Annotated in this window: 18 protein-coding genes and 3 pseudogenes; 4 read left to right on the forward strand and 17 right to left on the reverse strand. The window is 31.5% G+C overall.

Features of this window, described 5'->3' with window-relative positions:
- Positions 1 to 133: 133 nt before the first annotated feature.
- Positions 134 to 1,213: a GntR family transcriptional regulator gene (locus tag GYM71_RS08185; protein WP_220220089.1), complete on the forward strand. Its 1,080-nt coding sequence runs from the start codon at positions 134 to 136 to the stop codon at positions 1,211 to 1,213.
- A gap of 779 nt (positions 1,214 to 1,992) precedes the next feature.
- Here GYM71_RS08185 and GYM71_RS08190 read toward each other — a convergent pair.
- The 6 genes from GYM71_RS08190 to GYM71_RS08215 form a co-directional block, all read right to left on the reverse strand.
- The gene (locus GYM71_RS08190; protein ID WP_220220090.1) at positions 1,993 to 2,388 is read right to left on the reverse strand and encodes a DUF3021 family protein; all 396 of its coding nucleotides are present in this window, start codon (positions 2,386 to 2,388) and stop codon (positions 1,993 to 1,995) included.
- 1 nt (position 2,389) lies between these two features.
- Positions 2,390 to 2,842 (reverse strand): LytTR family DNA-binding domain-containing protein, encoded by a 453-nt coding sequence (locus GYM71_RS08195; protein WP_220220091.1) that lies wholly within the window; start codon positions 2,840 to 2,842, stop codon positions 2,390 to 2,392.
- Between the two features lie 232 nt (positions 2,843 to 3,074).
- Positions 3,075 to 3,935 carry an ABC transporter permease gene (locus GYM71_RS08200; protein WP_220221203.1) on the reverse strand — a complete coding sequence of 287 codons (861 nt, stop codon included), beginning with the start codon at positions 3,933 to 3,935 and terminating at the stop codon, positions 3,075 to 3,077.
- Positions 3,935 to 4,789 carry an ABC transporter ATP-binding protein gene (locus GYM71_RS08205; protein WP_220220092.1) on the reverse strand — a complete coding sequence of 285 codons (855 nt, stop codon included), beginning with the start codon at positions 4,787 to 4,789 and terminating at the stop codon, positions 3,935 to 3,937. Before GYM71_RS08205 ends, GYM71_RS08200 begins: the two co-directional genes overlap by 1 nt.
- Before the next feature lie 83 nt (positions 4,790 to 4,872).
- Entirely contained in the window at positions 4,873 to 5,601 is a 729-nt protein-coding gene (locus tag GYM71_RS08210) for an ATP-binding cassette domain-containing protein (protein ID WP_220220093.1), read from the reverse strand.
- 129 nt (positions 5,602 to 5,730) lie between these two features.
- Complete coding sequence (locus GYM71_RS08215; protein WP_220220094.1) at positions 5,731 to 5,973, reverse strand: hypothetical protein; 243 nt, start codon at positions 5,971 to 5,973, stop codon at positions 5,731 to 5,733.
- 1,361 nt (positions 5,974 to 7,334) lie between these two features.
- Between GYM71_RS08215 and GYM71_RS08220 the strand changes: the two genes are divergently transcribed.
- Positions 7,335 to 9,230: a hypothetical protein gene (locus tag GYM71_RS08220; RefSeq protein WP_220220095.1), complete on the forward strand. Its 1,896-nt coding sequence runs from the start codon at positions 7,335 to 7,337 to the stop codon at positions 9,228 to 9,230.
- Between the two features lie 1,226 nt (positions 9,231 to 10,456).
- Here the strand turns inward: GYM71_RS08220 and rsgA are convergent.
- The gene (gene rsgA / locus GYM71_RS08225) at positions 10,457 to 11,485 is read right to left on the reverse strand and encodes a ribosome small subunit-dependent GTPase A (RefSeq protein ID WP_220220096.1); all 1,029 of its coding nucleotides are present in this window, start codon (positions 11,483 to 11,485) and stop codon (positions 10,457 to 10,459) included.
- Positions 11,486 to 11,671: 186 nt separating this feature from the next.
- Positions 11,672 to 12,379, reverse strand: coding sequence for an acetolactate decarboxylase (gene budA, locus GYM71_RS08230; protein WP_220220097.1), 708 nt, complete (start codon positions 12,377 to 12,379; stop codon positions 11,672 to 11,674).
- Between the two features lie 234 nt (positions 12,380 to 12,613).
- On the opposite strand from budA, the gene GYM71_RS10430 reads away from it, so the two are divergent.
- Both GYM71_RS10430 and GYM71_RS08235 read left to right on the forward strand, forming a co-directional pair.
- Positions 12,614 to 12,745 carry a hypothetical protein gene (locus GYM71_RS10430; protein WP_272876717.1) on the forward strand — a complete coding sequence of 44 codons (132 nt, stop codon included), beginning with the start codon at positions 12,614 to 12,616 and terminating at the stop codon, positions 12,743 to 12,745.
- Positions 12,746 to 12,787: 42 nt separating this feature from the next.
- Positions 12,788 to 13,060: a TrmO family methyltransferase domain-containing protein gene (locus tag GYM71_RS08235; protein WP_220220098.1), complete on the forward strand. Its 273-nt coding sequence runs from the start codon at positions 12,788 to 12,790 to the stop codon at positions 13,058 to 13,060.
- 706 nt (positions 13,061 to 13,766) lie between these two features.
- On the opposite strand, the gene GYM71_RS08240 is transcribed toward GYM71_RS08235, so the two are convergent.
- From GYM71_RS08240 to GYM71_RS10370, 9 genes and pseudogenes are all read right to left on the reverse strand, one after another.
- A complete protein-coding gene (locus GYM71_RS08240) occupies positions 13,767 to 13,988 on the reverse strand; it encodes a MerR family DNA-binding transcriptional regulator (RefSeq protein ID WP_220220099.1) in 222 nt (73 codons plus the stop codon).
- A 67-nt stretch (positions 13,989 to 14,055) separates the two neighbouring features.
- Positions 14,056 to 15,300: pseudogene (locus GYM71_RS08245) on the reverse strand (GIY-YIG nuclease family protein).
- Positions 15,287 to 17,232 (reverse strand): annotated as a pseudogene (locus GYM71_RS08250) (DEAD/DEAH box helicase). Before GYM71_RS08250 ends, GYM71_RS08245 begins: the two co-directional pseudogenes overlap by 14 nt.
- On the reverse strand, positions 17,222 to 18,538 hold the full coding sequence (locus tag GYM71_RS08255) for an SMODS domain-containing nucleotidyltransferase (protein ID WP_220220100.1): 1,317 nt from the start codon (positions 18,536 to 18,538) through the stop codon (positions 17,222 to 17,224). The pseudogene GYM71_RS08250 and the gene GYM71_RS08255 overlap by 11 nt, the downstream one beginning before the upstream one ends.
- The gene (locus tag GYM71_RS08260; protein ID WP_220220101.1) at positions 18,539 to 19,123 is read right to left on the reverse strand and encodes a hypothetical protein; all 585 of its coding nucleotides are present in this window, start codon (positions 19,121 to 19,123) and stop codon (positions 18,539 to 18,541) included.
- 171 nt (positions 19,124 to 19,294) lie between these two features.
- Positions 19,295 to 19,471, reverse strand: coding sequence for a type IIL restriction-modification enzyme MmeI (locus GYM71_RS10445; RefSeq protein ID WP_336511390.1), 177 nt, complete (start codon positions 19,469 to 19,471; stop codon positions 19,295 to 19,297).
- 155 nt (positions 19,472 to 19,626) lie between these two features.
- Positions 19,627 to 20,100, reverse strand: coding sequence for a type IIL restriction-modification enzyme MmeI (locus GYM71_RS10365; protein ID WP_244986811.1), 474 nt, complete (start codon positions 20,098 to 20,100; stop codon positions 19,627 to 19,629).
- Positions 20,101 to 20,134: 34 nt separating this feature from the next.
- A pseudogene (locus GYM71_RS10450) lies at positions 20,135 to 20,371 on the reverse strand (DNA methyltransferase).
- A 330-nt stretch (positions 20,372 to 20,701) separates the two neighbouring features.
- On the reverse strand, positions 20,702 to 20,857 hold the full coding sequence (locus GYM71_RS10370) for a hypothetical protein (RefSeq protein WP_244986812.1): 156 nt from the start codon (positions 20,855 to 20,857) through the stop codon (positions 20,702 to 20,704).
- Positions 20,858 to 20,920: the final 63 nt, after the last annotated feature.

The raw sequence follows: 20,920 nt of genomic DNA on the forward strand, positions 1-20,920 counted from the left end.
AGAAATGATTATGAAACTACTGTTATTTTTATACTAAAAAATTAGACTTATGAATTACAATTTTTATCCAATCTTTTATATCTAATTTGAGTAATGGCTTCTTTTATCAAACTATTTTTTGGAGGTTTATATTTTGAAACGTGATTACATAGCCATTGTGGAGACTTTAAAAAATGAAATTACTTTTGGACATTATCAAGTTAATCAACAACTTCCTACTGAAAGTGAATTAATTAATCGCTTTCATTCGACAAGATATGCTGTTAGAAAAGCACTAACTGAGTTACAAAACGAGCATCTAATTTATAAAATTCAGGGAAGTGGGATGTTTATCCAAGATTGGAACAAGAAGTGGCAAGTAAATCCTAAAAGTAAAACTATTGGTTTAATTTGTACACATATTGCAGACTACATTTTCCCCAAAATTATTTCTCAGATTGATACCGTTATTGATCCTAAAGGATATTCTCTTCTAATAGCTAACACTCATAATTATCCAAAAACTGAACGCTCTAATTTAATTAAAATGCTGGACTTACAAGTTGCTGGACTAATAGTTGAGCCAAGTGAGAGTGCAAAACCCTGTCAAAATACTGATATTTATCAAAGGATTGCAAAAAGCAAGATTCCACTTTTATTCATTAATGCAGAATACCCAGAATTCAATTTCCCTGCAATCACTAATTCTGATCGTGAATCTGAAGAAGAATTAATCAATTACCTTTTACATAAAGGCCATAAAAATATATTAGGGATCTTTCAGACTGATGATCTCCAAGGTGTAGAACGTATGAAAGGCTTTATCCAGGCCTATCAGAATAATGATGCTAATTTGGCTAATAGCAATTTAATTATGTATAGTTCGCATGATTCATTCAGTATTATTAGTAAAAAGATTGACGATTATTTAAATAGCAGTCAGCCACCAACAGCAATTGCTTGTTACAACGATGAGCTGGCTCTACTAGTAACTGATAAACTTAAAAAGAAAAACATTAGAATTCCACAAGACGTTTCGATTGTTGGCTTTGATAATTTTGACTCCGCAGCTTACTTAAATCCTAGTTTGACAACAATGAATTACCAGCGCACATCAGTTGGTGAAGAAGCTGGTAAGGGAATCTTAGCGCTAATCGATGGGAAAAAGTTTACTTCGGTTGTCCATCACCCACAATTAAAGCTACGTGACTCAGTTATTTCACTCAATAAGTAAATAATGTAAAAGACCAGATTTAGATTTAAATCTGGTCTTTTTTATGAACTATATATTAATATTTTTCAAATTAATGTAAAAAGCTTTATTCAACCAAATTATTGATGGCATGGACCTTAAATAAGAACAACCATTTGCTCTTTTACAAGAAAAGTTGATGTTAAGCAAAACGGTGTGCCATGCGGTTTAAAAATTGACACTATCAAGACCATTGCCAAATATGTTTCAAACTTAACACACAGAAATTTATACTCAAATCGACTGAAAGCTTTCATAAACTTTTGACGAACTATGAAGGTAAGGCCGAAAATTGCATTAAAAATGTACTTATTTAATTTTTAACTCAATAGTTCAGTTGCTTATTGAATAGCACTATGATAGTGTTTTTTTATCTTGAAAATTTTAAGGGGGGTAATACTGTTTGATTGCTTTATTAATTATAATTACAATCATAGCGATAAAATTTATGCCAATTGATACTTGGCTTAGAAAGCACAATCTGTCAATTGCTATTCCTATATTCTTTAGTCTACTTTGGGCTTTCGTGATAATTATGTCTTTTACAGGCTTTGCTAAAGCATTTCATTGGTATGATTACACGCTTACAATTTTTGCTTTTGTTTATGAGTGGATAGATTTTCTAGGTATAGGAAAAAAATAAAATATGTCTTTTTATTGTCAACAAGAGCAGGCTAAACACTAAAAAATGTGCTCTGCCTGCTTTTTAAGTTTGCCCAGTTTTAATTGGTGGCTGTACTTGCTCTTGTATTCTACTTTGTTTACGATTTATTGCTATTTCGCTTCTTAATTCGTTTATTAATTTTATGAACAGTATTCACCTGCATCAAGATTACAACCGCCCAAACAATTATGTAAATCAGGAAGAATAGTCCAATTGTCACTTGGCTTAAAGCAAAATTACTAATTATCATCATTAGAATAAATAAGATAAAACTACCCGCTAAGTGGATAATTAGCGCAATTAGAAAAGGCAAATCCGTTTCAAAAATCATCGACAAAAGGCCAATCAAGCCTGACATGATGAAAACGAATATAAAACCAATTTGGGTGGGTGCAATCTTAGGATAGACAAAAGTTAGGATAGCTAAATAGCTGGTTGAACCAAAGCCAACTCCGGTTAAGAAATAACTAATACACTTTTTTAGTAGCTTCATTTTAAAGACCTACCTTTTTTTCTAATTCTGGCAAATAATGTCTTGAAACATCAGCTTTTAAGTTATTGGCCAGTTTAGCAACCATATTTCCCGCAAAGCCGACCTCAATTGACTCCAAATAATTTAAATTAATTAGACCATGGCGAGACACTTGAACAAAATCATCGTTCAAATTAGTTAGCACCTGATAGAGTCTCCCCTTAGCCTTAAAAATATTTTTGGTTGTGTAGTAGATTAATGTCGTTGCTTGAACTTCGATTTTGATAATTTCCCCTTGTTTAAGGGTGACAATGCGATCCTCAGTTTTAACAGGGATTAATGCGCGCTGACTTTCGTTAAACTTATTTAAATAACTGATCAGTTTACTGACAGTTTCTGTTTCCTGCACGGCTTTAATGGCAACTTCAATTTCATCTTTGCTTAAAGTGGCATCGGTTTGAAATTTAATTTTCACTTATGCTTCACTTTCTTTCTATCTTATAAGAATGACGATTTCATACTCTAATCATTACTTTGGAAGTTCAAATTTAAGAATACACCACAAAATATTGTATTTATACATAAACAGTTAATTTCAAGCACCAAAATGTGCAAACCGAAACATAAGACACTAAATAAAAATTTTATATTACTAATGCTCACTTACTAACCAAGTTTTGACATTTCTAAAACAGCTCGTTAATTCTTCAAACATTATTTTTACTTTTAGCAATTGTCAACGATAAAGCAATAATTATCACGGTCAAAAGTGCTGTCATCCCCAACAACATATAAGCATTATCCATTCTGGCTAACCGATAGCCATATATTTTAAAAGAAACTCCAAGATAATTGAACATTTGGGTTCTTGCATTACCTGTTAAAAAATTTGGGCTTACTTTATCTAGCAATATACTTCTCAAAGCTGCAGCTTCATAACTACTTGGTATTAACTTGACTAAAGTTTGAGCATGAGCAGTTAATGTTCCGTATGGCATATAAGTTGCTACTGCAAAACCTGCCGCTGCTCCAATGATAGATGATAGACGACTAAAAGTAGTATAGGAGTGAATAAATAGCGTAATTACTCCGTTTACCAAGGTCGCGGAAATAGCACCCAGCAAAATAAACCCACTGCTTAACAAATATGCATTATTAGGAATACTAATTTTATTAACCGCTGTAAAATAAATGCTCATTATCGCAAAAGTAACTATTTGCATGATCAAACTAACAAAAACACTTGCTAAAATATAAGCAAAATTTCGCGTTGGCAGAGAAGTATCGGTCAGGCTCAAATCATCTGCTGTTCTTGTTTCCTTGTCCTTAACGAGCTGCCCTAACGCCTGAAAAGATGTGGTTATTCCCGCAATTGTCACAATACCTGCAATCATCCACAAATCGAGGATTTCGGTTATATGAGGAATATTACCCCAAGATTTTTCTAGAGTTCTTTGTAAAAAGCCAATATAGATGAAGAATGAAATCAATGCCCCTAAGCAAGACATAATCACACCGAAAATATTTCCAAAATAAATTCTAATGTTTCTTTGTAATAGAGCAAGCATCATTGTAACTCCTTTCCCGTAATTTTAATAAAGGCGTCATTGATTGATCCTTTACGATACTCAAAATCAGTTATTTCATCCAGATTTTGATTTAGGAAGCTCGTTACTTCTTTAAAAGATAAAGCATCAATTTCAACTAGGTTATTTTTAAGGTGAATGACCGCATGATTTGTTTTCAGCTTCGCTTTATTTTTTATATTAACGAGTAATTTCGTAGGCGCATATTGATTTTTAATTTCTTTAACTGTTCCACTGGCTAAGACATGCCCATTTTCCAAAATATACATTTGATCGGCACTTTCAGCTTCTTCGAGATAATGAGTCGTCAAGAAAATGGTTAGTCCTTGCTCTTTTTGCAGCTTTTGTAAGAGTTGCCAAATCACTAATCTTGTTTGTAAATCTAGCCCTGTGGTTGGCTCATCTAAAAACAAGATGTCGGGACGATTAACTAATGATCGGGCAATGTCCACTCTTCTTCTTTGACCACCAGACAATGTTCCGTATTTTTGGTGCAAGAATCTCCTAATCCCCATTAAGTTAATTAGTTCTTCGAGCCACTCTGATGAAAACTCTTTATACATTCTTGCTCTTAAATAGAGATTGGCTTTAACTGACAATTTATCATCTAAAACACTAGTCTGAAAAACTACACCTATTTTCAGGTTAGCTGCATAAGAAATAGTACCTGAAGTTGGCTTTAATAACCCAGTCAAGATATTAATCGTAGTTGATTTTCCTGCTCCATTTGTACCTATAAAGGCAATGAGTTGTCCCTTACCAATTTTTAAATCAACCCCATTTAAAGCAGGACGATTACCGTAATTTTTAGTTAAATTGTGCGTTTCAATAAGCATAGTTTCTCCTTTCCGTAATCTCAATTATTAGAATACCGAGTTGGTGGGAGTAAATATCACTTTTTGCAACAACAGGTCAATATTCAAACATGAAAGGATATGATTTTGCTATGAAATTTTGAGAATAAAAAATAGAAGCAACTTAATGTTAAGCTGCTTCTGCCTGTTAACTGAATTTCGCGGTCAAACAAGCCAGTGATTCGCTCGTCAAAGTTATGTGCAATTAGAACGATGTTTTTGTCAGTCGAAACCAAATACTCAATAATTTTCTTTGGTGCTTTGCTATCTATAGCACCGGTTGCTTCATCCATTAAAACAAAGTTATTATAAAAGACTTCTTCACGAGCCAAGATCACCTTTTGTCGTTGGCCACCGGACAAATTATCTTGATCTAAATCAACTACTGTTTCAACACCGGCAGGAAATCTCATCACATCGGCTTCTAACTGAACCTTATTTAACAATTGTGGTATTTTGGCATAAAGTTCATGATGTAACATCACAATGTTATCAGCAATCGTGCCGGGAAACAGTTTCGGGTCTTGTGCCAAATAGCCAATTTGCTTCAAATCCCGGGTGATTTGATCGCCGACATCATTTTTATAGATAATTTCACCTAAAATAGCTTTCAATAAAGTTGACTTACCTGTACCACTATCACCTGTAAGTAAAACTTTTTCACCCTCGTTAATCGTGAAATTGGGATAGGCGATTTCTGGGCTATGGTCGTATTTAAGTGCCAAATTTTCAACTTCAATCTGACTTATCAGTTCAGCTGAAGAATTTTTATCTTTCTCAACTCCTGCAATCATTTTTTGGTTTTTTCATTAATAGTCTTAGTTGATTTAAGCCTAACCATGGCGACTGTAATTGCTGAGACAGCCGAGAAAATGCCATAGGCAAACGAAGCCGCAGCTAATACCGTACCATTTTAATCTGACCTAAAAGGAACAAAATACCTGCCAAGAAAACAATTGAAAGCTGACCAATCGCGTTGCCAAAGCCATTAACTGTATTTGAAAATGTTCTTGTTTTAGTCTGATGAACCTTTGATTTTCCAACTGTTCACCATACTTTGTCAGTTCCCGATTAAGTATTGAAACAGAATGGTAGCGTCGCAATTCATTCAAGCCGCTAATCCATTCTCCAATCACAGTAAAAAAGTAACCATTATTTTGAGCCACTTGTGTACTAGCTTGAGAAGTCTTTTTTGCATTACTTTGGGCAAATACAAATTAGTCAAAACAAGAATCCCAGTTAACAAGACAAATGTCCAGTTTAAGTTGAAAAGTGTTCCAACGGACAATAAAATGATTAAAAAATTGCTGACAATATCTATCCACGGCAGAGCATAATCAATCTTTAAAAGGTTACTTAACATACTTGATTGCTATTAAAGCAATCAGTTTATTAAGAACAACTGTAACAACAACTTTCTTTACTGTATCGTCATATTCATCCTATCAACCGTCAGTTCAGTGAAAGCAAAGTGTAGGAAAATCATACAAAGAGTTATATAACCTATTTTTTGAAAACGAAAAAGCTGAATTCAATCAAATTATTGAAGATATGTACCTTAAGCAAGAGCAACAATTTGCTCTTTTACAAGAAAAGTTGATGTAAAGCAAAACATTATGACACACGGTTAGAAATTGACACTATCAAAACCATTGCCAAATATTTTGCAAAAGTAACATGCAGCAGTTTATACTCAAAGCCAGTGAATACTTTTATTAAGTTTTTGACGAACTATGAAGATAGGGCCGAAAACGATATTAGATATGCACTTATTCATTTTTTGCACCTCAATAGTTCAATTGCTTACTGGATAGCACATATGATAGTGTTTTTCTATCTTTAAAATTATTAAGGGTTGATACTGTTGTGTACTTTATTAAATATAATTATTATTTTAGCGTTAAATTTTTGCCAATAATACTTGGCTTAGAAAGCACAATTTGTCATTTACCATTCCTATACCTTTAGTTGACTTTGGGTCTTCGTAACAATTATGTCTTTTATAGACCTTGCTAAAGCATTTCATTGGTATGATTACATGCTTATATTTTTTCTTTTGTTTATGAATGAATATATTTTTTGGATATAAAAAAATAAAATACATCTTTTTTGTATCCAGTGAGATTTATAGTAATTAATAGATATATTCATAATGGAGAATAGTTAATCGTAAAAATAGTTGAAACAAGAGTGAATAAATTAGATCAAAAATTTAGAATGGCGAATTGAAATAATAAAAATGGAATATAGAAAATTAATAAGAACTCTAACAAACTAAGCCAATTCCTAGTTCTGGGAAAAATGACTCTTCAAAAAAAGTAGAAAAACTCAAAAATGATTACTCAATCTTTTACAAATTTGAGACTTTATTATGAAGTCAAATCAAAATTTTCTTATTTGAATGTATCAGTTTATATATTACTGCTAATAATTCTTACTTTTAATGCTTTATACGCTAAAAGTATTAAATCCGTTTATTATATGCAATAAATGCAAAACATAAGCTCCGTAGTAAGGAAATGATAAAATGACAAAACACAAGAAAATTGACTTTTCTCAAGCCTATATATCAAATATATTTGATATAAACAAAGATGTCTCTGTCTTCTTAAAAGATGCAGAAAAGTTTATTAGTTATACTAGTATTAATGAGAATTTTAAAATATACTATCGTTTAGTCGATCTACTAAGATATAGTGATGCAATTTTAAATGACTATGGGGAATTTAATGATAGAGGCATTAGAATTTTTAATACTATCAGAAAAAAGTGTAAAAGAAGTTGCATAAAAAATAAAATTATTTATCTTTTAAGTTCTATAGTAAATAGTAAAAATATAAATATAGAGCATCAAATAGACTTACAAAATAATTTGGCTAAAAAAATCGATAGAATGCATAATGACATATCTCTTCTGAAAAAAATAAGAAATTATTGGAAATTAGATTTTAATCTTATGTCAATTACAGATAAATATAGCCTTATAATCAAAATATTATATTTAATTCAAAAATTATCTGAATATGTGATTGAAAAAAAATATTTAGATGATGAAACTCAAGCAAAAATCGAAGAAAAATTAAACGCATTTTCTTCATTACTTTTAGAGCTTTCAGAAAATGATATTAAAAAAATTGTCAATATGAATTTTGATCAAGCAATTAAATTTAATTACGAAAAAGATATTGAAAATAATCCAGTAGTAAAGGCCACTCGTTTTAACCTTATTGTACAAGACTGGAAGTATGCAGAAGGAAAATTATATAAATCAAATAGCAAAATTATTATCGATAGTACGACTGAGTTTGCCAGAGCTTTTATCACAAATAGGAATATTTTCTCAAATATGAGAAATCAATATGAAAATGTACGGAATGCAAAAGATTACATATGTACGGCACTTAAAAACTTGTCAGTAGACTATTATTCATTTTTTTATACTAAAAACTTAAATACATTTGCAGAAATTAATTTAAATAATATTTCTATAAAGAAATGGATTATTTATTTAATGTTTATAAAATCCAAAGGAATAGAAATTTTTAAAAATAATTCTAAAGATTTGTTTATAGATATAATAAAGCTTACACCAAGTGATGATTTATTAAAGCAATATAAAATTAAAAAAGCAGAAATACAACATATGAACAGTTACCTGGTACTCAATGCAAGAGGTTTAAGCTTATTAGATACTCCTTTTGTAAAAAATGAAAACAATTTATGGTTATTTACGCCAACCTGTTTATTTTTAGATCCTGTATATGTTATATCTAGACTTATGAAGATGAATACAGCTATTCAAAATAAGCGAGGGTATATATTTGAAAAAAAAGTACGTGAATTGATAAGTAAAAATTATGATTGTATTAATTTCAGCTTTAACGAAAGTAGCAAAAAGAAGAAAACTCAGCATGAAATTGACGCATTCGTAAAAGACTTTAATAATGTCCCTTGTTATATAGAATGTAAGACTTTCTCCCATTCATATAGCTATAAAGAATATAGAATCCAAGTTGACAAAATGATATCTAATCTCTATATATATCATGCAAGTTCAACATTTAAATACTTAAAAAGAAATAAAGAACAACTTAGTTTAAAAAAATATTTTAAAAAGCTGAATGGTTTTGAAGATGATGAATATAAACAAATTTATGGTATTTTTCTTTCTAATATTTTTTTCCCAAAAAGTTATATTGAAAATTGGTCTGACCAAACTGGCTTAAATTTTATTAATTTCTATGATTTTTCTAAGTTATTTTCCCCGGAGACAAAATTATCAAAAAAAGCTATTAAAGAAATAAATAAAGAACAGCCAACATATAAAAATGAAATCGAAAGAAAGAATGTTGGTCCCAAAATGAATACTTTAACTAAAACAATAAAGTATGATGATAAAGTCGAAAGAACGTTCTTTTTATAGTTTTTCTATTATTTTTGGCAATGCAATATGGTATATTAACAATAATAAAGATTAAGTAATCATATTTTCCATAAATATAGAAAAAATATAAAACAAAATTATCAAGAAAGCAACCATTATCCTGGGTGTAATCACATTAGTTAGTTTATCAATAGTTAATTTAATACTAACATCTGTAAAAACTTCTATAGTTAAAAGTAATCTATAAAACCCAAACTAACATAGAAACTGATAACAACTATGGTTATCTTAACAAAAAGTTTTTTCTAATAGTTGGAAAGAATACTAGAAGAGAAAAGGAAAATGTGTAGCAAATTGACCAATAATAAATGAAGGAATTAGATGTCATTATAGGTAATTCTGGTATTGCAGAATATGGATATGAAAAGGTATTAAAACTTTCCATGGCAAATGCTTGAAGAATGGAAAAAAGATTGTGAAGGAAAAGGACTTTTTCTACATACATTAGAACCTAGATTACAAAAGATGGTATAACTTGAGCAATTTTAGGTTATCCTTTATCCGAAACTATTCAATTTAGCACTTACTTGTAAAACAGAAAAAGTAAAAAATTGATTTGTAACACAATATTTCAAAACTAAAAAATTACAAAAAATATAGACATCATTAGTTTGATATTATAGAATATTCAACTCAATTTTAAGTGAAATAATTATAAAAGGAACTAAATATTTTTATTTTCAAACAAATTATTTCTAAGCCAATAAGGTCACTAAATTTAAGAAAAATCTAGTGACCTTATTTGTTTAATTATCTACTTATGTCAAGGTTAATATATTTAGTTTCTGGTGAAATTAGGGAATTAGATACGTAAAATTAAGTTAGCATCATAGAATAAAGGTAGTTAATAATCATTGCAAATCTGTTCGTTAGATAACTCATAATCTAGGGACTAAAAGGCGAAGTAAACTAGCAATTAGATTCATGAACATCATCAAATGTCTTTATTCCTAACAAAGAGTTAATAACTAGATTTAAAAAACTATACTTACACTAGCTAGCAAAACTTGAAAGTAATGACAGACTTCTTCTTATATCTTATCTCCAAATCGTATAACTTTATGATCTTGATAAATATTCTTAAAGTATTGAAAGTCAAGTCGCAACTAGAGATCGGCTAGTTCGAAAAAGATAGCTATAATTTAAGATATCCTATTTTAAAATTCTCAATTATGATTGAGAGCTTTTGTTGATTTCTTCTAGTTTTACATCGGTGGCTTCCGATAACGATGATAATTAATTGTTTGCTTCTTAAATTCAGCCTTCTGATTTAATTTCTTCGCCAATTTTTTATCAAGGTAGCCTTGGGTCAATTCACTTTCTTTTTGTAAAGCAAGAAACTGATCATAAGTTTTCTGCGCTAGAGTCCCGTTTTGTACAGCTTCTTTGACGGCACAATCAGGCTCATCGAGATGGCGGCAATCATTAAAACGGCAATTTTTTGCTAGCTCCGCAATTTCAGGAAAAACCTGTGCTAGGTCATTAGCACCAACACCAATGCTTTTCACGCCTGGAGTATCAATTAAGACAAAATCCCCATTTTCAATTGGAATTAACCTTGAGCTTGTAGTTGTATGGCGACCCTTATCAGTTTTTGCACTAATATCACTGGTCGCCATGACCTCTTTTTGGGCAACAACATTAATTAAGCTCGATTTACCCACGCCTGAGTTACCGTAAAAGGAAACAGTTTGTCCCGGCAAAATACTGGAACGCAATTTTTCAATGCCATCACTGGTTACACTGGAAGTGCAAAAGACGGGAACTTGCAATTTGGCAGCAAGTTGGGCAGCGATTTTACTACTATCTGAAGTTAAGTCGGACTTAGTCAATACCACTGAAGTCTGATATTCATCATCCTTTTTTAGTGCATACAAGTAACGGTTAATCCGCGAGTCAGTTAAATTTTTATTCAGTGAAATACAGATAAACAACTGATCAATATTGCTAGCTGCACACTTTTGCTCCGCCCGATATTCTTCACCAGTTATTCGACCTAAAGTACTATAGCGCGGCAAACGCTCATTAATTAAATCAAAATCAATTTGCGGATCAAGCGTTACCCAGTCGCCCACTAAAAACTGCTCGGTGCGCTTTTTGGGAATGGCATTACTCTCGCGTCCGTCCAAATGCATTACTTTATACATGTCAGCCGAATTTAACGAGATTCTACCGAGTGTCTTTTCACCATCAATTTGTTCATGTTGTTGATAAGTATTTAATCCTAATTCCAAAATTTCCCCTTTTTTTCGAAAAATCGTTCATATTTTATTTTAAAAAATATTAAAATAATTAACTCAAATAAGTTGTATTAGGGTATTTTATCATATTTATTTCAGAAAAAGCCAACAACATATGATTGTTTAGATATTTTATTAATACCCACCTTTTTACACAATCAAAATGGCAGTATTAGATTCCTATTCCGACTTAGAAATCACTTGGTCAAGTTTGGTAATATCGGTTAAATCTGCGTCTAAAAAGTCCTGACTATCTACTGGTAGATGTAATTGCAAATTATCCAGCAACTGAACGCTGACAGTTACATCCTTCATTGTTGCAGCCAAAACATGACCGCCCACAGACAGGTTATCAGCTAAAAAGTGATTGTGAAAGCCAGAAACGCCCACCCCTTGAAAAACTTTCGGCGTGTAATATGAAATCATAGTTCCGGTAATATTTTCAGCTTCAAATTCAACCTGATTTTGTGCAATCTCACCTAATGAAGGATAAGGTTTCTGTGACTTCTTGGATGATCTAGTTCTAATTTTCTGAAAAACACCGTTAGTTTTAACTGCCAAGAAGCGATTTTGCGCATTATTTGCTGTTAAAACTTGGGAAAGCATCTCTTCTAACTCAATATCCTGGTAGCTTTTAAAGTCGTGATAATCAGCAAAGCTAACATCTGCGTATGTTACTTTAAAATCGGGTGGTAACTTAACGGCTTTTCCAGTTGTATCGATTTTGTAACCAATCCCGTCTAAAATCACTAATTCACCATCAACGCCATCACCCGTTCCAATGCCAATATCGCCGTGCTTTAGCAACTCCGCTAATGGCAAAGTGCCGTCTAATAATCCTTCTACTAGCATTTGCATTGTGCCATGTTGAAATAGAGTATTTTTCATTATAATTTTATTCCTTTTTTCTAGTTAATATTCTTTGCACTTTCCCTATATTATGCATTCATATTAGATGATAAAGCAATCACAAATATCATTACTCACTTTAAGTATGATGCTTCAGTACTAAGACATCTAAAATATAAACACAAATTTTGGATTTATTTTTTGCTATTGCAAATCTTCCTTGCATCTGACACGGTGTCAGGTTGTAAATTATAGATATAGGAGGATTTTTATATGCATAAATTTAGTTTAAAAGAGATTGGCAAAGTAGATCAAAGACATGATAGTCCCAAACTATTACTACAAAAAGAATATTTACCGGCACTTGACGGGTTAAACAGATTTAGACATATTATTGTCGTATGATGGTTTGATAAACTGGATAGCGAAGAAATACGCAGCATTAAAGTGCTAGATAAGCCTTATAAATGTGGGCCAGAGTCAATTGGTGTTCTGGCAACTCGTTCCCCCGTAAGACCTAATCCAATCGCTATCTCGGTGGTTAAAGTGGAGGACTTAAATGTCGATAATGGCGCAATTAAAATTGAGTACATTGATGCCGAAGATAATTCGCCAATTTTAGACATCAAACCATATTATCCGAATTCTGATAAAGTTAAGCATCCGACTGTTCCCGACTGGTGTAGTCACTGGTCAGATAATGCCGAAGATTCAGCTTAATTTGACTGGGATAGTGAAATGAATATGTAAATTAAAACCCTAAAGATTTAGTTATTACGTCAGACAAAAAAGTATTATAGGTGTCACCTATAATACTTTTTATTTGTTTTCAACTTTAGATAGCGGTAATTGAAGTTACGTTAAATATTTTTCGGAATTGTCGGTGTGACGATTATCTATAATCGTGATCTGTCTAGCTGTATTGCCTAAAGTGTATTCTGTTCGTTTAGAAAGCTAATTTACAAACAAAGCTTGCGCCTTTTCGATATTTTGATATGACCATACACCATCATAGAAGCCATTACTGGAGCTTCTTCTAAAAGTCAAAAATGCCTGTCTGAACTAATTTAGCAGAACTTTTTACAATATAGAAAACTTCGATATCTATTTTTCCTTCTTGATAATTATCACAATAATAGATAGCTAGCTGGTTATATCTAGTTTTATCTAAGGGCAAGTGTTTTCCTTGCACGTATGAATCCAATTCATCTCCAAGCTTGCCATCTTCAGAATACTTTGCAATCTTTTTTCCTAAGGGAAATAACAGGTAGCTGGGAAACTGGTTTAAAAATCACATTATAGTGGATTTCAATATCATCTTCTTCGGTAATTGCTATAGCTTCTTGTAGTTTCTGAGCACGCTTTTGCCCTTCCTCAATAACATTATAAGTGTCTGCTAGTCGAGCTTTCATATTATCAACAAGAGTTACTTTATCCCAGTGTTGAATAATTTCTTTGATTTCAGCAACACTAAATCCAAATTACGTAACATGACTTTTTTACGTAAAGCGGGCAACTGCTTTATCGAATAAAAGCGATGCCTCGTATAAGGATCAACCCGCTCGAGTTTTAAAAGTCCTACTTTATCGTAATACCTAAGCATTCTTACGGAAACCTGTGCTAGTTTAACAAAATCACCAATTTTCACCCAATCACCTCTTGAAAAGATTAATAGGTCAAATTGATCCATACTATTTTATAATTTCTTAAGATTTTTATTTTGCCATTTGTAACTTACTCATAATTTCATTGATAATATTATTAATGGTCTCAAAATCTACTACAAACCATTCTCTAGGATGAATAGTCCTTCCATTGCCAGCCTTAATATCTACGTCTAAGCAATACTGAGCTAATGCATGATGCAGAGCCGTTTCTAAAGTCTCTGGATTCAGGTTTATGACTTGATATTCCGCCACAACTTTAACAGGACCATACAGGTAAGTTGATTCATTTTCTGCATTGGCAATTCTTCTTTCAACAGTTCCAGAAGTGAATCCAACTTTATACAAAGGATGATCCTCTTGAATTCTCCTTATGTCTACATTATTACTAAGTGACTTTAATACATAAATATAGCCAGTTATCTGATCATCTTTACCAAATTCAAATTTATCATCTGGTTCAGTAACTATTTTTCCACCACCACCATGTTGTTTAGATCCATATAAGGATGCTATTAAGCCATTTCTTAAAGGAAAATTCTCTGTTCCATTATCATTCATAAATAACGTGTAAACGCGCATCAGTATCAGTATCAGTATCAGTATCAGTATCACTACGATTATTGCTCTTAAACTCTGCTCCGATAGATTCAATATACATTAGTTGACCCTTTAAAACATAGAATCCATGTAATTTAAGCTTATTATTGCCATATATTACTAAATGACGCTTGCCAGAAGTTAATTCAGCTTGCACCTGCTTAAATAGTGGACAATATTTATTGAAGTCATCCATTGCTTTTCTCTTGGATTTATTTTTGGCAGCATTTTCTTGAGATTTTTTATAGGCATTGAGTGAACCGGTATCAAATAATTTAGAATTTAAGGATTGGCCAGAATTATCAAATAAAGCTGAATCATCATTTAAAATATCATCAAGAGAATTAAAGGCCTTTTTTCTTGACTAACTTTTCCTTTCAAAGAAACATTTTGATTTTCTGTCTTTAACAGCTCTAATTCATCATAGGGTTTAAGCAATTCTATTCTTTCTGGATCCTCACGAATTCCCTTTAACCTGCTAGCTAATTTTCTTTCACCTAGTCTACTAAGATCAGTGGTCTTTTCAGGTTCGTTGCCATTATGCTCTTTTACCCAATTTTCAATTTCTTTAAATTTTTCAACTTCTGGGTCATAAGTTACCTGTTTTTTCTTGGGTCTGACTAATAACTCATTAGCGGCTGGGTCGTTAAAAATATCATCCAGTGAACGAATTGGACGCGAATTATCTATTCTCATTTCTTCTAGCCCTCATATAGCTTAATTTAGCTAATGCATAAGCCATCCTAACTTCCTCTTTATTGTCAGAATTTTTATCTGGTCTACGCCCTGTCTTTTCTACAAAGGCCTTAGCATTCATAAATAATTGTATCAATTCTTCATCAGAGAAGTCATATTTCTTCGCATCGATGGAACGTTCAATAATTCTAAGAGTGCTACTATCAATATTTTGCGACATTACATCATATGCCCTTTGGAATGGATTAATTGACTCAATCAAGTTAATATTCAATTTATTAACATCAATAAATTTGTCTCCCATCTTGAGAATTTCGTTTGTATTGCCTTCTTGATCAACTGAAGAATCAACCTTAGCTTGACGTAATACAGTGTCAGCTACAACATATTGACTAACTTGTTCTACTTCATCATTGGTCAAATCTGGGTAACGAGTCATAACCACTTTGGGAATTAATTCTTTATTCATTAGCAGCAGTACCATTTTTTACATCATTATCTTGTAAAATAGCTGCTTTGAGATCAGGTAAATCATTTTCAATAATACTTTGAGCTCTTCTAGTAGTTGGCTCTTTTAAGCCTTTTATTAAAATATCTGCATCCCCAGAAGGAGTATCAGACTTATGATTTCTTCTCTTTAAATGAATTTCAGGAGCTAGTACTTGTTCCATTAAGAGGGATGCAGTAATAGCTTTTAATATCTGGTTAACTGCGTACTGAACTGCATCATCTTTGGCATCAGGTTGTTCAATCATATTGGTAAACTGTGCATGTGTTTTATTAGAACTATCACGAGTTACACGACCAATAATTTGTACAATAATTTGTACAATTTCAGTCAATGAATGACGATAGCCAATAGTTAAAGCTTGCTCAGCCCACGGCCAGTCAAAGCCCTCTTTAGCCAAATTAAGAGCTACAATAATATCTAAGTCATCCGCACTACTGATATTTCTCAAGTATTCTTGAACCTTTTCTCGTCCATCTTCATTAACAAGATCAGCAACTTTTAATAATTTACCAGTCTGCCTACTTTTAATTCTATAAATACCAGTTTCATCATCTCTATCAACCAGAGTACCAATTGCATCAAAGATAGTATCGACCTCATTGTATTTATCCTTAGTTGATTCACTAGAATTGACACTTGGAATATGGATAATTGTCTTCTTAGTTGTATCAATTGCATCTGGTAAAGCATCTAAATATGAGCCTTGATAAAATTTATAGTCAATACCAAAAGACTTCAAATACTGGTAACCATCAAGTTGCTCATAGTAAGTATAGGTGACCTTATCAAATAATTGTTCATCTTCTGGGGAAAGAATCGGCTCTGAATCCCCTCTAAAGTAAGAACCAGTCATAGCCATAATATGGGCAGAAGAATTATGCATGATGTTCTTTAAGGCAGTACCTAAAACAGAACTATCATTAGATGAAACATGGTGAAATTCATCAATAGCAACCATTACATCATCAAAGACATGATCATCCATAATTTTTTCATAGGCAAATCTCAAAGTAGAATGAGTACATATTACGATTTTACCTTCTAAAGAGCTAAGAAAATCAACTAATTTTTGTATCTTACTTTCATCTCCACCAGGAAGAGTTAAATCGTATTTAGGATCTACCACCCAATCTTCATAAAAGCCATATTTAACTAATTCAGTATTCTTAAATGATCTACCAATTGTTCTCTCAGGAACTGCTACAATAACTTTTTTTAATACCTTGATTAGCTAACTTATCCAAAGCAACAAACATTAAAGCACGTAATTTACCTGAAGCCGGTAGAGCCTTTACTAAAAGATATTGCGCATTGCGGTGTTGATAAACACGCGCCTGCATTTCACGCATTCCCAATTCGTCGGTATTAGTACTTTTACCAGTTTGATGGTAATTTACTTCAACTACATTTTTATCTTGCATCTCCGTATTCACCTATTGGAACAATTATCTTATTACGAGCAATAACCACATCATTATCAACTATGTAACATTCAACGTAATGCTTCATACTCTTATACTTAGTATCCTCTCTATGTATACTTTTTCCTTTAAATATTTGCCCTCTTAATTGTCTCTTTTCCTCTGCTTCTAAGCCAAAGTTTCTTACTTTCCAATAATATTTCAAATTACTTTGATTAATATTAGTTGGTAAATCTAAGTTATCAACCTTAAATAGTAAATGTTTATTCTTAAAAATAGTACCTAATTTAGAATATAGATAATATTGTATAGGATGATCCCGAAAACCATCTTGCGAAACTATACATTCAATATCAAAACTTCCTTTAATATCAATGGCTGAAAAATATGTTGACGCAAATTTTTCAGTAGTATGTGATACAGAATCATTTGCATATTGTTTGAATTGATAACCAAATATTTCTGAAAAAAATTTCAAGACTTCTGAATCGTTATCAGAATTAATTTCGTTTAATTTATCTAATGCTTTTCTAGCCTCTTTTATAAATTTGTTACTACCATGATTACCAATTTGTTGATTACTTCCTAAGGCATGCCAGTATTTCTGATCTTGGTTTTGGTTACTTAAGAACTCAAATATTTTCTTTAATACGAATGGATAATTAGAATATAAATTATTTTCTAAAACATCATTATTATCTACATAAAATCTATCTATTAATGTATCTATTAATAAACCGTTAAACACAAAACCGTTATGATTTTTCCACACTCTAATCATCCGTGCACAATCTATAAAAGTGCCACAAGTAGCATCATTATCATCAGTACACTTCTGTTTTTCAGGTCTAGGATTTGTAGTTTTCCATTTTCCTCCGTCGTTAGTATCAGCATATTGAAATGAACCATCATTATTTTCAAAGCCAGGGATAACCTCAATTAATCCATTATTGAAAGTAACATCAATTACTTGGCCATCTGCATTTATTTGAGTTCTAGGATATCTTTCTTTAATACATTCCTTTACTTCCTGCAGAAGATCACTTTGCCCATTACCAGAATGATTATTAAATCTGTGATAAACATTCCAAGGAAGCATAAACAAAACATCAAAATCACTCACTTTATTAGTAGCAGTATGTCGTCCCACAGAGCCAACAAATAATCTATGATTATGAGAGTCATCAGAATCATAATACTTTTTATTAATTTTTTTAGTAATTTCTGCTATTCTTGATTGCCAATCTTTACTTTCAACCATTTTTATTGAATTACAAAAATTATCAAAGACTGTATTTATGCTCAACTAATTCTCCTTTGAAAACTGTCTAATATCTGGTGGTAAAAGTTGATTCTTATTCTCCCAATTATTACTAGCATGCGCATCTTTTATTTCTTTTTCCGCTTTATGAACAACTCTAAGAGGGACAGATGGTAAGCCAGATTGAACTTCTTTTATTCTATTTAGAATACTTTTATATTGCACTTGCCAACCTTTTAAATCACTTTCAGAGGCATTTTCACTAAATTTGATTTCTCGTGCTAAATTGGTTAATAAAATTGATTTTTCCCAAAAATCTTCTTTTGCTTCAAATAAATTCACTTGATCCTTGACAATATTAAATTGATTAGAAATAACTTCTAACGCAGTAAATATTAAAGCACCTATAATTGCAATATATTTTGCTTGACTACTATTCGAATCAAATAAAGTTGCCACAGTCCCTGATGTTAATACAGCGGATATTGCTTTAAACCACTTAATAAACATTGAATATTTAGCCAACCTATCATAATTTTTGGCTGTTATTTTTTGTGTCCATCTTACACTAAGAAGCAAATCAATAACATCATTAAATAAAATCTTTCTTTGTAAATTATAATTAATCATTACACTCTCTCACCTTCTCACTATACATATCTAATAGTATAGCTAAACATTCATTGTCATCTTTAAATCCAATGATCTATATGTTCGATCTACTACTTCATTAAGCTCTTGATGAACCTTTAGCAATCTTACTTAGAACATTTTTCAGCGAGCGGAGAACCGTATAATTCGCTAAAGTTCCCACTCTTCTTCACGAACACCAAGAATGTTTAAAGATATATGCTCAATCTCATTTTGCTTTCCCTTTGACATAGGAGGTATAAGAAATGTATTAAAGCATAAATAATTAGAGCATCTCAGATGGGTCTTTAATTTTCCTTCTACAGCTTTTATCTGCGTCATATGCATTCATATTCCGAATAAATAAATGGCGCATTATATATATCGAAATTAGGTACAGCAATGATAGCTTTGACACTCACATAACCCATAGGAATGTAATCTCTACTACCATAAGAGTCTTGCGGAATAAATAAAGCAGGCGAATCTTTACTTTAAATTACTTAAAACTTATATGAAATATTTGTCAAAGATTTATCTTTCCATTGCATCCCCGCAAACTTAACTTGCTCAACTTTCTTTGCAATAAATTGATTGTATTGATCGTAAATTTGTTTTTCAGGCACCCAAATACAATACTCTTTAATGCCATTTATAATTTTTTCATTAACATATAAACGAATAATCACTTTTAATCTTGGGTTCTTATTGAATTCATTCCTATATTCATTAGCTGATAGAATAGATCCACCTTTCCAATCAATTAGACTTGATTCTCTTAAAGCTAAGTATTTAAAAAATAATGGTTTATTTGACGAGCTAATAATTACATCATGACTATCAGTTAAATAAGCATCAATGTGTTTTATTTTTCTAAATGACTTACCTGTAAAAATTGTTTTATTGATTGCCTTATTAACTCCAGCTAATCCAATAATTATATCATATACATTTGCCCTAGTGTTATTCCTCCACAAAAAGGATATATATGCAAAATCAATATTTACTTTATCAATTCAATACTTTGGGCCATAATCTTTGTACTTGCTCACCCTGTACAATAAAATTTGTTGATATAAAAATAAATTTTGCATTTGTATATATAATATAATTAAATGCACAAACAAACTACCCTGCAACATAATCTAGTTTCTTTACCAGATTTTTATCATCGAAAGCTTTTACTAGATCTGCTTTTTTAACATCATTTTGATTTCTAGATCCTAAGTATAGCGGATTACCAAACACTCATCATCTATCTTATGAGGTAATATCTCCTCCCAATCAAGTCTCAAAGCATTGCCACAAACAAATAGAATAAAACTATAATTAAGAATAGGGTCAGGCCCTTTCTTGTGACATTAGGATTATCCTTAACAATCACAACATACAATTTAGTAATCTTTCAAAGGGGATGCTCAATGTATCATCCATTTTAGTATCATATGCTAGAACTTCTTTGAAGTTAGTCACAAAGATATAGCGTGGCTTAATGGCTTAGTGCCTAATTCATCTACCTCAACTTTAACATCTGTAAATAACTGCATTAAATCTTTATCAGTCTGCTTATAATAAAGTTTATTTCTTCAAGTAAACTTCACCATCAACATCAGACAGATTATTAATTCCTTTTCCTAATTTAGTAATTGTTGCTTTAGCGATGTCATACACTCCTAAGAAATCATAAATAAAGTTACTGTAATCTCTCTTATCATCAATTTCTGTAATTGCCATTTTAAGAACCTCAAATCTTTATTTCCTAATATTAATTATCATTTTTTATTTCTTAACTCAGTA

It is taken from the genome of Lactobacillus panisapium (assembly GCF_019469265.1).
In the GTDB taxonomy this organism is placed as follows: Bacteria; Bacillota; Bacilli; order Lactobacillales; family Lactobacillaceae; genus Lactobacillus; species Lactobacillus panisapium.

Excerpts from the sequence above, each read along its gene's own strand:
- GYM71_RS08220 (WP_220220095.1), top strand. The coding sequence starts at position 7,335 with ATGACAAAACACAAGAAAATTGACTTTTCTCAAGCCTATATATCAAAT.
- GYM71_RS10370 (WP_244986812.1), bottom strand. The coding sequence starts at position 20,857 with ATGGCAATTACAGAAATTGATGATAAGAGAGATTACAGTAACTTTATT.
- GYM71_RS10445 (WP_336511390.1), bottom strand. The coding sequence starts at position 19,471 with ATGCATATGACGCAGATAAAAGCTGTAGAAGGAAAATTAAAGACCCAT.
- GYM71_RS08260 (WP_220220101.1), bottom strand. The coding sequence starts at position 19,123 with ATGATTAATTATAATTTACAAAGAAAGATTTTATTTAATGATGTTATT.
- GYM71_RS10430 (WP_272876717.1), top strand. The coding sequence starts at position 12,614 with ATGCATAAATTTAGTTTAAAAGAGATTGGCAAAGTAGATCAAAGACAT.
- GYM71_RS08190 (WP_220220090.1), bottom strand. The coding sequence starts at position 2,388 with ATGAAGCTACTAAAAAAGTGTATTAGTTATTTCTTAACCGGAGTTGGC.
- GYM71_RS08205 (WP_220220092.1), bottom strand. The coding sequence starts at position 4,789 with ATGCTTATTGAAACGCACAATTTAACTAAAAATTACGGTAATCGTCCT.
- budA (WP_220220097.1), bottom strand. The coding sequence starts at position 12,379 with ATGAAAAATACTCTATTTCAACATGGCACAATGCAAATGCTAGTAGAA.
- GYM71_RS08210 (WP_220220093.1), bottom strand. The coding sequence starts at position 5,601 with ATGATTGCAGGAGTTGAGAAAGATAAAAATTCTTCAGCTGAACTGATA.
- GYM71_RS08200 (WP_220221203.1), bottom strand. The coding sequence starts at position 3,935 with ATGCTTGCTCTATTACAAAGAAACATTAGAATTTATTTTGGAAATATT.